This is a genomic window from Mesonia sp. K7, from assembly GCF_003233725.1.
Lineage (GTDB): Bacteria > Bacteroidota > Bacteroidia > Flavobacteriales > Flavobacteriaceae > Mesonia.
Map to the genome: position 1 here is coordinate 13,392 of NZ_QKQV01000006.1, position 11,755 is coordinate 25,146.

Consider the following 11,755-nt stretch of genomic DNA (forward strand, 5'->3'; position numbering starts at 1 on the left):
GAAAAAAATGTTTATTACGGTTTAGGGTAACAGATATAATATTTAACAACAGGTTTGGTGAGTGCGTTTAAATTGAGTTGATCTGAAGCTTTTACGACATCGCTCACTTTTCCGTTTTTATGTAAAACCTTTACACTTTCTTGATTTTCGCTGTAAGCTAAATTATCTACACTTCCCGTAAACACAAAATACGCGGCTTCTTCTTCGCTTATTTTATATTTCTCGATAAGTTTTTTCTTCTCTGCGTTTACTTTCGAGATTTCAATTGACTTTTTCTTGAGCTTTACTTTGAGCAAGTCTCTATTAATAATAGTGCCACATAAATTAGACAGCACAAAATCATCACTATGCTGCCATTCTTTCATAGCTGAAATGATATCATAATCATCTAATTTACTGAAAATTTCTAAGGTTTCCTCTGTAAAATCATCTATGGTAATTTCATTTTTCAGAAAATACCCAAAAGCCGAACTCGCGGGTAAATCGACACCTTGACTTACCAAATATTTTACTCTTTTCAGTACTCTTATCAGTAATTGTTCTGCTCCTAAACTGGTTTTATGCAAATAAACCTGCCAATACATTAGACGTCTTGCTACCAAAAATTTTTCTACAGAATAAATTCCTTTATCTTCAATCACTAACTGATCATTGTGCACATTCAGCATGGTAATGAGACGTTCTGAATTGATATTTCCTTCGGCAACACCTGTGTAAAAACTATCTCTTTTGAGGTAATCTAACCGGTCTATGTCAAGTTGACTTGAGATAAGGTCTTTAAAAAACTTTCGGTGGTATTCTCCTTTAAAAATTTGAATCGCAAGCGTTAAACTTTGGTTAAATTCTGTATTTAATTTCTCCATAAACTGAAGTGAAATCCACTCATGGTTCACATCGTTTACGATACTGTTTTCCATGGCGTGAGAAAAAGGGCCATGACCAATATCGTGTAAGAGAATAGCCTTGAGCAAGGCATCTGCTTCTGTTTCAGAAATATCAACACCTTTAAAGCGAAGCACTTGTATGGCTTTTTGCATCAGGTGCATACAACCTAAGGCATGGTGAAATCTGGTGTGATGTGCTCCAGGATAAACCAAATACGACATTCCCATTTGGGAAATTCGGCGCAATCTTTGAAAGTATTTATGTTCAATAATATCAAAAATGCCCGAGTTGGGTATTGAAATAAATCCGTAAATTGGATCGTTAAATATTTTGAGTTTATTACGGTGATTCAAAATCAAACAATTTTAATAACAAAAATACAAATATGAGCAATATAAGTGTACTTTGGGTAGATGACGAAATAGATTTATTAAAACCACACATTCTTTTTTTAGAGAACAAAGGTTATAAAGTCACCACTTGCCAAAGCGGTACCGAAGCTATAGAAGAAATACAAGATCAAAATTTTGATATCGTCTTGTTAGATGAAAATATGCCAGGTTTAACTGGATTAGAAACCTTGACAGAAATAAAATCGAAACGAAATAGTCTTCCCGTGATTATGATCACCAAAAGTGAGGAAGAATATATTATGGAAGAAGCCATTGGCTCCAAAATCGCTGATTATCTAATAAAACCTGTTAATCCCAACCAGATTTTACTAAGCTTAAAAAAGAATCTTGACCACTCGCGATTAGTTTCCGAAAAGACCACTTCTAATTACCAACAAGAGTTTAGAAAGATTGCGATGGATATGAATATGATCAACTCTTTTGAGGAATGGCAAGAACTCTACAAAAAACTTATCTATTGGGAAATTCAATTAGAAAATATAGAAGATACTGGAATGTTCGAAATTTTGGAATCCCAAAAGATTGAAGCCAATAATTTATTCTGCAAGTTTGTTGAAAAAAATTACACCAATTGGTTTGAGGGCGATGACAAACCAACCATGTCGCATACCTTATTTAAAGATAAGGTTGCACCTGAATTATCTAAAGAACAACCTACACTTTTGGTGGTAGTAGATAATTTACGTTATGACCAATGGATGGCGTTTGAACCTATCATCAATAATCATTATAAAAAAACCAAAGAAAACTCGTATTATAGTATTCTACCAACAGCAACACAGTATGCAAGAAATGCTATTTTTTCAGGTTTGATGCCTTCCGAAATGGAAAAACGCCACCCCTACTTATGGCTTAACGATACCGATGAAGGCGGAAAAAACATGCATGAAGAAGCGTTTTTACGTGCGCAGATGAAACGTCTTGGACTCGATTACCAAATGGAATACCATAAAATAACCAGCCTTCGAGACGGAAAAAGCCTTGCGAACAACTTTAAATCTCAAAAAGATAATGACTTGGTTGTGGTGGTTTATAATTTTGTAGATATGCTTTCACACTCCAAAACCGAAATGGAAGTCATCAAAGAGTTAGCTTCTAACGATAAATCATACCGTTCGCTTACAGAGAGTTGGTTTAAGAACTCACCATTGTTAGAAATGATACAAAAAGCACAGCAATTAGGCTTTAAATTGATCATCACTACCGATCACGGAACCATCAATTCTAAAAACCCTTCAAAAGTTATTGGTGATAAAAACACCAGTTTGAATTTAAGGTATAAAACCGGGAAAAGTTTGACTTACGAAGAAAAAGATGTGATTGCAGTAAAAAACCCAAAAGACTTTTACTTACCGAGTATCAATATGAGCAGTTCTTACATTTTTGCCAAAGGTGATTTATTTTTTGCTTACCCCAACAACTACAATCATTATGTAAGTTACTATAGAAATACCTACCAACACGGTGGTGTTTCACTAGAAGAAATGATTATTCCTTTTGCAGTTTTATCTCCCAGGTAATGAATATAGAATTAGATTACAGCTTACGCGAAATTGAGGATGTCGCCAAAACGATTATCGAAAATGCTTCTTCAAAAACATTGTTGTTTTACGGTGATTTAGGCGCCGGGAAAACCACTCTTATTAAAACCATCGTATGTTTATTAGGTTCAGATGATATAGTGACAAGCCCTACTTTTTCTTTGGTAAATGAATATAAAAACAAAAAAGAAATCATGTATCACTTCGACTTTTACCGTATCGAAAATGAAGATGAAGCCTACGATATTGGTTTTGAAGAATATTTTACCTCTGGAAAATGGCTTTTTATCGAATGGCCTGAAAATATTTCGAATATCTTGTATGGAGAAGCGATTTCCATCAAAATAGAGAAAAACGAAAAAACAGAAGGAAAAGCAAGAAATGTTAAGATAAATTCAATAATTTTATAAAAAAAATGATTATTTTTCATTAAAAATTTGCAAAGGTACGGCAAAGAAAATTATTTTTTTTAAGTATTTTCGGCTTAGGTTTGTAGTGTAATTAAGTAAAATAAACAACTAAATATTTACACTATGAAAACAAAAAACTTTATTTTCGCCCTTGCAACATTAGCATTTTTAACTATTTCATGTACTCCTCAATCTATTGATGAAGATACGACAGACATCCAACAAACGACAGACATCGAAAAGAAAGATATCAAAATCCCTAGTAACGGGTAGTATTATCGCTGCTATCATTGCAGCGACACCATACTTATTTTATATATACGAAAGTTTTCCAGATGAAAAAATTTGGAAAACTTTTTTGTTTACTTACGAAGCTAATTACTACGAAATGGTAAACGTAAGTGTGTGGACCATCATGAGTAAGTTTGTTCCCTTACTATTACTAGTTATATGGTTTTTTACATGTAAACATTGGTGGTACCATGTGCTGCTTATCCCTATGGGAATGTACTTTTTTCAATTGGTAACTGTTCTTAATGATGATTTGAGTTTTACCGATGAAACCGAATTTTGGTACGTTTTCATCATTATGGTTATTATTGTGCCTTTTATTTATCTTATTAGGACTAAGATTTTCACCAACGTTCATTATAGTGATCTAGAAGACGTAGAAAGAGAAATGCTCGAAAACAAAGGTTTTGTTCAGCAGATTAAAGATTTATTCAAATAAACTTACTATTTTAGTGTTTAATCTTTTGATGTATGAATCAACCTAAAACACCTTTTAGTCAATCTGAGCTAATCCCGCAAGAAGAGACCTTAGAAATTCAAAAAAAGAAAGGGCAACTTTATATAGGTGTTCCTAAAGAAACGAGCTATCAAGAAAAGCGAGTTTGCCTCACTCCAGACGCTGTGGCGGCAATTACTGCAAATGGTCATCGTATTCTTATGGAAAGTGATGCTGGAAAAGGCTCTAATTTTACTGATAAAGACTATAGCGACGCTGGCGCAGAAATTACCAAAGACACTGCTAAGGTTTTTGCTTGTCCTATGATTCTAAAAGTAGAACCACCTTCTTTTAAAGAATTAGAACTCATCAATCCGCAAACGATATTAATTTCTGCCGTACAGTTAAAAACGCGTGATAAAAAATATTTTCTAAAACTAGCCGAAAAAAGAATTACCGCTTTAGGGTTTGAGTTTTTACGTGATGAAGATGGCAGTTATCCTGCGGTAAGAACTTTAAGCGAAATTGCAGGAACCGCTTCTATCCTTATCGCTTCAGAACTTTTGGCAGATCATCGAGCAAGCAGGGTTATGTTTGGTAACATTACAGGTGTTCCTCCTGTAGAAGTAGTAATTCTAGGCGCAGGAACTGTTGGCGAATTTGCAGGAAAAGCAGCTATTGGCCTTGGGGCTAACGTCAAAATTTTTGACAATTCACTTACCAAACTTAGAAACATCCAAAACTGTCTTGGAAGAACAATCTATACTTCGACTGTACAACCCAAATACCTTCTAAAGGCTTTGAAAAGAGCAGATGTTGTTATTGGTGCTGTTCGTGGTGATAATCGTTCACCAGTACTGATTTCAGAAGACATGGTCATGCAAATGAAAAAGGGCGCGGTCATTATAGATGTAAGCATCGATATGGGTGGCTGTGTAGAGACTTCAGAAATTACTTCCCATAAAGAACCTATTCATATAAAACACGGAGTGATTCACTATGGTGTCCCTAATATTCCGTCAAGGTATGCGAGAACTTCTTCTATTTCTATTAGCAATATTTTCACACCATACCTCTTGCATATTGGTGATGAAGGCGGGTTGGAGTATGCTCTACGTTATGACAAAACCTTACGTAGTGGTTTATATTTTTATCACGGGGTGCTCACCAACAAATCTATTGCCGAATGGTTTGGGTTAAACTATCGTGACATCAATCTTTTAATTTTTTAATGTATGAAACTCATTCATAGAATAGGCTACTACTCTATTGGTTTATTTTTTGGTATTATTATTTTAATCTTTTTCCTTGGCGGAAAAAAAACTTCATGTGATTACGGCCCAAACGCAAGGGTCCTAAAAAGCATAAAAAACAAAGAGAAAACCTATTCTCCTGAAACCTTATTGTTTTTCAATAACAATGACACCACAAATTTTCACCTAATATTCGAAAATGGGGAAGTTAATTTCAACGAAAGCGAGGTAAAAAAAGACACTTGCAGTTGGTATGTTATTGAAGGAAAACTACAAGCAAAAGCTATCGCTCTAAAGGTAGAAAACTGCGACTCTATTGCAAAAATTCAACAGGTAAGTTTTAAAAATTAATTTTTTTAAAATTTTTAATAGAAGCTACCTAATTAAAAATCTTTTTATATACTTGCTCTAAACTTACAAAGCTTAAATACCATATTCATATGAAACGAGTAATTGTTGATTACAAGAAACTTACCCCCGAAATTCTCGGCCTATTGGTCGAAAAATATCCTGACGGATATGATGATGATCATATAATTACCTTTAAAAATGCAAAAAACGAGACCATAGAGGCTGTTGAAGTAAGAACAGAAGACGCTATTTATCTCGTAAAAGTAAGTACACGATTAGAAAACACCATGGCAAATTATGACGAAGATGATTATGAAGATGGAGACTTTAATGAGCCAATTGTTGAGATTTCTCAAAGTGACAAAAAGCTCATCGAAGAAGAAGATGATGATTTAAACGATGAAGATGAAGACGATGATGATTTAAACAACGATAATGACGACAGCGAAGAATAGATTTTAAGCTACCACACTTGGTAGCTTTTTTATTTATTTAGAAATGATTTCTGCGTCTATAATTTTTGGTTCTTGGTTGTGGTTTTCTACATTTTTACTGAAAACAAAAGTATAAAACCACATGATGGTAAAAGTGGGCACAAAATCAGTAAATGGTAAAATCTCTTCCACAAAAACAATTACCGAAGCTATTTTTCCTTTTCTATCAGGATACATTTCGCTCATTTGTTTAGCCGCAAACGGTGCCCATACAATATCCAAAAAAAGTCCGATTGCAGGAATAAAACTAGTAGCCATCCCAAGAGCATCAAACAAAAGACCTTTCAAAAGCAAATTACTTTTTAGGTTATTCATAGTGTTTTTTATGTATTATCAACAATAAAAATGCCAAGCTTAAGCCAAATCACTACTGATGAGTTTTAAAAACTCATTTCTGGTTTCAATTTTCTCAAATTGACCTCTAAAACCAGAAGTTGTTGTCGAACTATTTTGTTTTTGCACACCTCTCATCATCATACACATATGCCTTGCTTCGATAACCACAGCAACCCCTTTGGGTTTTAAAGTGTTGTTGATGGCTTCTAAAATATCATGCGTTAAACGTTCTTGCACCTGCAAACGCCTTGCAAAAACATCGATGAGTCTTGGTATTTTACTCAACCCAATAATATGACCGTTTGGGATATAAGCCACATGTGCTTTTCCGTAAAAAGGCAACATATGGTGTTCACATAGCGAATAGAGCTCGATATCTTTTACGACCACCATATCGTCATAATCTTCCTTAAACATCGCTTTTTTGATAATCTTTTCAGCATCCATGGTATAACCCTGCGTAAGAAACTGCATGGCTTTGGCTGCTCTCTCGGGTGTTTTTAAAACTCCTTCCCTATTTTTATCTTCACCCACACCCGTAAGAATCGAAGAAAAATTTTCTTTCATTTGGTTGGTCGCTTCTTCCGAAAATTCTTCAAAATATTTATAGCCCATAGATAAATCTGTCATGATTGATGCTTTAAAAATAAAGACTATTTCATAAATCTTAATATATTAGCACTACTTTTTACCAAGAAAATGATTAAAGTAAACCATCTACATAAATATTACGGCGATTTACATGTTTTAAACAACGTAAATTTAGAAATAGCTCAAGGCGAAATCACTTCTATTGTTGGAGCCTCTGGTGCCGGAAAAACGACACTTCTTCAAATTTTAGGAACTTTAGACAAAGCCAGTAACCCAAAAGAAAGTGTAGTAGAAATCAACCACACCAATTTACATCATCTTTCGAAAAAAGAATTAGCACGATTTCGTAACCAACAAATTGGTTTTATTTTTCAGTTCAACCAACTTTTACCCGAGTTTACGGCCATAGAAAATGTTTGTATTCCTGCTTTCATTGCCGATAAATCGAAGAGCGAAGCCGAAAAAAGTGCCAAAGAACTTTTGTCATTTTTAAACCTTGAACAACGTATGCATCACAAACCTTCTGAATTGAGCGGGGGTGAACAACAACGTGTTGCGGTTGCTCGTGCACTAATGAACAATCCAAAAATCATTCTTGCCGATGAACCTTCAGGAAATCTAGATTCGGAATCTGCAGAAAATTTACACCAGCTTTTTTTTAAACTTAGAGAAGAGTTTGGCCAAACCTTTGTGATTGTAACCCACAACGAGCAATTGGCAAATATGGCAGACAGGAAACTTACGATGATTGACGGAAGTATAGCACAATGAAATGAACCGACAAGAACTGAAAGATTTTCTAGACTACAAAGCAGATTTTTATGAGAATTCAGATTTTATCAGTTCAGATCCTATCCAGGTTCCTCATAAGTTTTCTAAAAAAGAAGATATAGAGATTATCGCTTTTTTAGTATCGACCATTGCTTGGGGTAAGCGAAAAATGATCATCAACAACGGTAAAAAAATGGTTGAACTCTTAGACCATCAACCTTATGATTTTATTCTCAACCATCAGGAAAAAGATTTAAAAAAACTAGCAGCTTTTGTGCATCGTACTTTCAACCATTTAGACTTTTGTTATTTCCTAAAAGCCCTTCAACACATTTATAAGCATCATCAAGGTTTAGAGACTATTTTCACCAAATACAGTACTTCCTATTCTACACAAATTGCCATCACAAAATTTAGGGAAATCTTTTTTGAAATTCCGCACTTAGCAAGAACAGAAAAACATGTGAGTAATCCGCTTAAAAATTCCGCTTACAAGCGTATCAATATGTTTTTACGTTGGATGGTTCGAACGTCAGAAAATGGTGTTGACTTTGGACTTTGGAACAATATTTCTACATCAGCTTTATCCTGTCCGCTAGATGTTCATTCAGGGAATGTTGCGAGGAAATTAGGTTTACTTTCGCGTAAGCAAAATGATGGAAAAGCACTAAAAGAATTAGACGAAAATTTAAGGAAATTTGATGCGGAAGACCCTGTAAAATATGACTTTGCTCTGTTTGGTTTAGGTGTTTTTGAGAAATTTTAAAATTTATGATTTTTGTATGGAAATATTACTATCTTTAATAACTTAAAATTTTGTTAAAGAAAGAATGTTACCAAAAGTATTACTTAGTGAAAGAGAGCGACTTAAAGCATTAAAATCTTATAAAATTCTTGACACTGCTAGCGAAAAAGAATATGATGATATCGCTAAACTCGCCACACAAATTTGTGACGTTCCCATTGCACTAATTTCATTTATTGACAAAAATAGACAATGGTTTAAAGCAAAAGAGGGTTTTGATGAGCAGGAAACACCTAGAGACATTTCGTTTTGCACCTATGCTATCGAACAAAAAAATGATGTTTTAGAAATTCAAAACGCTTTGTTTGATGATCGGTTTAAACATAACTCTTTAGTTACTTCAGACGAAACCCCAGTTATTTATTACTTAGGCCAAAAGCTAATTGATGAGAATGGTTTTTCTTTAGGAACTTTGTGTGTCATCGACCATAAGCCCCGAAAACTGACAAATGCCCAGAAAGAAGCGATTGCCATATTGGCAAAACAAGTGGTACAACTTTTAAAACTTCGTAAAAAGAACAGAGAGCTTAAAAAAACAAAGAAAAAACTTGTAGAGAAAAACAACTTACTTCGTGACTTTGCAGGAACCGTAAGTCATGACATCAAAATGCCTTTATCTAATATCATCATGATTTCAGATATTCTAAAGGAAAAATACAATAAGAGTGATGATAAAGAGAGTTTAGAATATTATAATTACCTCAAAAATTCATGTTTCCACTTAAGTGATTACATAGATAGTCTATTAGAATATTACGAAACCGATACTGAGAAAGGTATTGTTAATAACAAGGCTAAAGAAAAGTTTGATATCCACCATTTGCTTGAAGATATTATCGATCTTCTACAAATAAAAAATAATTGCCATATCAACCTTCCAGAGAAAAATATGGAGCTTTTTGCTAATAAAAGTGCCCTTGAGCAGATTTTACTTAACCTTATTGGAAACAGTTTAAAGTATAACAATAAAGAAACTGCTGAGGTTAATATTGATTGTTGGGAGGATATAAAAAGCTATTATTTTTCTGTTTCTGATAACGGAATGGGAATTCCAAAAGAAAATTTCAAAAAGATTTTCAATTTGTTTGAAACAGGTGGTTACACTGATAAAAACAACAAAAAAGGAAACGGAATTGGTCTTTCGACTGTAAAGAAACTCGTAAAGAAAATGGGTGGTAAAATTACGGTAAGTTCAGAAGTAAATAAATTTACTACTTTTACCTTCAGTATCGCAAAATAACAGATAAATGCAATTTAAGAATCCAGCGTTTTTATATGCTCTTTTCCTTATTCTCATCCCGATTCTTATTCACTTATTTCAGTTTAGAAAATTTAAAAGGCAGTACTTTACCAATGTCAAATTCTTAAAAAGACTCCAAGAAAAGTCTAGAAAAAGTAGTCAAATCAAAAAATGGTTGGTACTCACGACTAGAATCTTGGCATTGGTAGCAATGGTTTTAGCTTTTGCACAACCTTATTTTCCTGCAACTCAAGGTAAATTAAAGAACGAAGAGCTAGTGATTTACCTCGATAATTCGTTTAGCCTTCAGCAAAGCAACCAAAATGGCAAACTCCTGCCTCAAGCCGTTCAAAAACTCATACAGTCTGTTCCGTTAGAAAAAGAGTTCACGCTAATTACCAATGACAAAACTTTTCCTAAAACTACGACTTCTAAAATCAAAAACGAACTGATAGATTTGCCTTACAGCGAAAAGAAAATCAGTCTGCAAAACACCTATCTCAAAGCAAAAAATCATTTCTCAGATGCCAAAAATAGTACGAAAACTTTTTTGGCAATTTCAGACTTCCAAAGCAATCAGTTTTCAAGTAATGTGATTTTTGATCCCGAGGTCAACAACCAATTTTTACCTTTAAAAGGAAATGAAAACATCAATATAAGTATCGATACTACTTATATTACTGATAAAGTGGGTGATAATTATAAGTTACACGTACAGATTTCAGCATCAAAAAAAAATAACGAAAATTATTCCGTAGCGATTTACGACAGTATTCAACTTTTGGCAAAAAACAGTGTGCGATTTGATGAAAATTTAAGCAATGAAATTGTTTTTAACCTCAATCATCCAACCATAAAAAACGGAAAAATTGCACTCGAAGACAAATCTTTAGATTATGACAACGAGTTATTTTTTAGTATCAACCCTATTGAGAAAATAAAAGTTGCTGCAATTGGTGCAAACAACCAGTTTCTAAATAAAATTTTTGTCAACCAAGAGCAATTTGATTTTCATGCTTTTACCGAAAGCAATATCGATTTTAATATTTTGGAAAAAAGTGATTTGATCGTGCTCAACGAACTCAAACAAATTCCTAATAGTCTACAAACCCTCATACAGCAACATTTGCAACAAGATAAAATTGCAGCTTTTATTCCAGCTTTAGAAGGTGACATTAACAATTACAATACGTTTCTGGTCAACACACAAGCAGGTGATTTTTCCGCTATAAGCGAAAACGAACTCAAAATTATCGATATCAATTTTTCGCATCCATTGTACCAAAATGTGTTTGAAAGACAAATTTCAAATTTTGATTACCCACAAGTAAAATCAGTGTTTACTACAAACGCCAGTCGAAAAGTTTTGAGTTATGCCAACAATCAAGCTTTTTTATATGAAAACAATGGTCTGTATGTTTTTACTTCATCTTTAACTACCGAAAACTCTAATTTTACCAATTCGCCTTTGGTTGTGCCTACCTTTTACAATATGGCAATTTTGTCTTCAAAGTTTCCAAAACTCTATTACGAGATTGGCAAAAAAGCCGATATCGACATCAATTATTCACTCAATAACGATGATGTCTTAGCCTTAGAAAAAGAGGATGTAAAAATCATTCCGCTACAAAGCGTAAAAGACAACAAAGTTGCTGTTTCTACACTCGAAACTCCAGAAATATCAGGTGTTTACAAGGTAACACATCAAGAAAATACCATTACCCATTTGTCCTATAATTATGCACGCAACGAGAGTGATTTGCAGTTCTACCCAATAGAAGATATCGAGAATGCTTCGGTGATTTCCGATTTAGAAAATTATTTTGACGAAAATAGAAAGAACAGTCAAGACGTCGAACTTTGGAAATGGTTTATTATTTTTGCCTTACTATTTCTGATGATCGAAATGTTACTTTTAAAGTTTCTGAAATAAAAAAC

Annotated in this window: 13 protein-coding genes; 10 read left to right on the forward strand and 3 right to left on the reverse strand. The window is 33.7% G+C overall.

Translation table 11 applies throughout. The annotated features are described in order from the left end of the window. Positions 1-14: 14 nt before the first annotated feature. A complete protein-coding gene (locus DNG35_RS05700) occupies positions 15-1,238 on the reverse strand; it encodes an HD domain-containing protein (RefSeq protein ID WP_111127064.1) in 1,224 nt (407 codons plus the stop codon). A 32-nt stretch (positions 1,239-1,270) separates the two neighbouring features. On the opposite strand from DNG35_RS05700, the gene DNG35_RS05705 reads away from it, so the two are divergent. The 6 genes from DNG35_RS05705 to DNG35_RS05730 all read left to right on the forward strand — a co-directional run bounded on the left by DNG35_RS05705 (position 1,271) and on the right by DNG35_RS05730 (position 6,035). After that, positions 1,271-2,818 carry a bifunctional response regulator/alkaline phosphatase family protein gene (locus tag DNG35_RS05705; protein ID WP_111126813.1) on the forward strand — a complete coding sequence of 516 codons (1,548 nt, stop codon included), beginning with the start codon at positions 1,271-1,273 and terminating at the stop codon, positions 2,816-2,818. Next, positions 2,818-3,249 (forward strand): tRNA (adenosine(37)-N6)-threonylcarbamoyltransferase complex ATPase subunit type 1 TsaE, encoded by a 432-nt coding sequence (gene tsaE / locus DNG35_RS05710; protein WP_369908050.1) that lies wholly within the window; start codon positions 2,818-2,820, stop codon positions 3,247-3,249. The genes DNG35_RS05705 and tsaE overlap by 1 nt, the downstream gene beginning before the upstream one ends. 199 nt (positions 3,250-3,448) lie before the next feature. Beyond that, positions 3,449-3,979: a hypothetical protein gene (locus DNG35_RS05715; protein WP_111126815.1), complete on the forward strand. Its 531-nt coding sequence runs from the start codon at positions 3,449-3,451 to the stop codon at positions 3,977-3,979. Between the two features lie 32 nt (positions 3,980-4,011). Next, positions 4,012-5,208 (forward strand): alanine dehydrogenase, encoded by a 1,197-nt coding sequence (locus DNG35_RS05720; protein WP_111126817.1) that lies wholly within the window; start codon positions 4,012-4,014, stop codon positions 5,206-5,208. Positions 5,209-5,211: 3 nt separating this feature from the next. Next, the gene (locus tag DNG35_RS05725) at positions 5,212-5,580 is read left to right on the forward strand and encodes a hypothetical protein (RefSeq protein ID WP_111126819.1); all 369 of its coding nucleotides are present in this window, start codon (positions 5,212-5,214) and stop codon (positions 5,578-5,580) included. Between the two features lie 89 nt (positions 5,581-5,669). Then, positions 5,670-6,035, forward strand: a complete 366-nt coding sequence (locus DNG35_RS05730) for a hypothetical protein (RefSeq protein ID WP_111126821.1) — start codon at positions 5,670-5,672, stop codon at positions 6,033-6,035. Positions 6,036-6,068: 33 nt separating this feature from the next. Here the strand turns inward: DNG35_RS05730 and DNG35_RS05735 are convergent, their stop codons facing one another. Together DNG35_RS05735 and folE are read right to left on the reverse strand one after the other, a co-directional pair. Further along, positions 6,069-6,389, reverse strand: a complete 321-nt coding sequence (locus DNG35_RS05735; protein WP_111126823.1) for a hypothetical protein — start codon at positions 6,387-6,389, stop codon at positions 6,069-6,071. 39 nt (positions 6,390-6,428) lie between these two features. After that, a complete protein-coding gene (gene folE / locus DNG35_RS05740) occupies positions 6,429-7,025 on the reverse strand; it encodes a GTP cyclohydrolase I FolE (protein WP_111127068.1) in 597 nt (198 codons plus the stop codon). A gap of 84 nt (positions 7,026-7,109) precedes the next feature. On the opposite strand from folE, the gene DNG35_RS05745 reads away from it, so the two are divergent. The 4 genes from DNG35_RS05745 (at position 7,110) to DNG35_RS05760 (ending at position 11,750) form a co-directional block, all read left to right on the forward strand. After that, positions 7,110-7,772 (forward strand): ABC transporter ATP-binding protein, encoded by a 663-nt coding sequence (locus DNG35_RS05745; protein WP_111126825.1) that lies wholly within the window; start codon positions 7,110-7,112, stop codon positions 7,770-7,772. 1 nt (position 7,773) lies between these two features. Continuing rightward, the gene (locus DNG35_RS05750) at positions 7,774-8,538 is read left to right on the forward strand and encodes a TIGR02757 family protein (RefSeq protein WP_111126827.1); all 765 of its coding nucleotides are present in this window, start codon (positions 7,774-7,776) and stop codon (positions 8,536-8,538) included. A 64-nt stretch (positions 8,539-8,602) separates the two neighbouring features. After that, positions 8,603-9,817, forward strand: a complete 1,215-nt coding sequence (locus DNG35_RS05755; RefSeq protein WP_111126829.1) for an ATP-binding protein — start codon at positions 8,603-8,605, stop codon at positions 9,815-9,817. A 7-nt stretch (positions 9,818-9,824) separates the two neighbouring features. Next, entirely contained in the window at positions 9,825-11,750 is a 1,926-nt protein-coding gene (locus DNG35_RS05760; RefSeq protein WP_111126831.1) for a BatA domain-containing protein, read from the forward strand. Positions 11,751-11,755: the final 5 nt, after the last annotated feature.

Bases quoted from the DNA above. Each gene is read 5' to 3' on its own strand.
- DNG35_RS05705 (WP_111126813.1), top strand. From the start codon at position 1,271: ATGAGCAATATAAGTGTACTTTGGGTAGATGACGAAATAGATTTATTA.
- tsaE (WP_369908050.1), top strand. From the start codon at position 2,818: ATGAATATAGAATTAGATTACAGCTTACGCGAAATTGAGGATGTCGCC.
- DNG35_RS05715 (WP_111126815.1), top strand. From the start codon at position 3,449: ATGAAGATACGACAGACATCCAACAAACGACAGACATCGAAAAGAAAG.
- DNG35_RS05720 (WP_111126817.1), top strand. From the start codon at position 4,012: ATGAATCAACCTAAAACACCTTTTAGTCAATCTGAGCTAATCCCGCAA.
- DNG35_RS05725 (WP_111126819.1), top strand. From the start codon at position 5,212: ATGAAACTCATTCATAGAATAGGCTACTACTCTATTGGTTTATTTTTT.
- DNG35_RS05730 (WP_111126821.1), top strand. From the start codon at position 5,670: ATGAAACGAGTAATTGTTGATTACAAGAAACTTACCCCCGAAATTCTC.
- DNG35_RS05735 (WP_111126823.1), bottom strand. From the start codon at position 6,389: ATGAATAACCTAAAAAGTAATTTGCTTTTGAAAGGTCTTTTGTTTGAT.
- folE (WP_111127068.1), bottom strand. From the start codon at position 7,025: ATGGGCTATAAATATTTTGAAGAATTTTCGGAAGAAGCGACCAACCAA.
- DNG35_RS05745 (WP_111126825.1), top strand. From the start codon at position 7,110: ATGATTAAAGTAAACCATCTACATAAATATTACGGCGATTTACATGTT.
- DNG35_RS05750 (WP_111126827.1), top strand. From the start codon at position 7,774: ATGAACCGACAAGAACTGAAAGATTTTCTAGACTACAAAGCAGATTTT.
- DNG35_RS05755 (WP_111126829.1), top strand. From the start codon at position 8,603: ATGTTACCAAAAGTATTACTTAGTGAAAGAGAGCGACTTAAAGCATTA.
- DNG35_RS05760 (WP_111126831.1), top strand. From the start codon at position 9,825: ATGCAATTTAAGAATCCAGCGTTTTTATATGCTCTTTTCCTTATTCTC.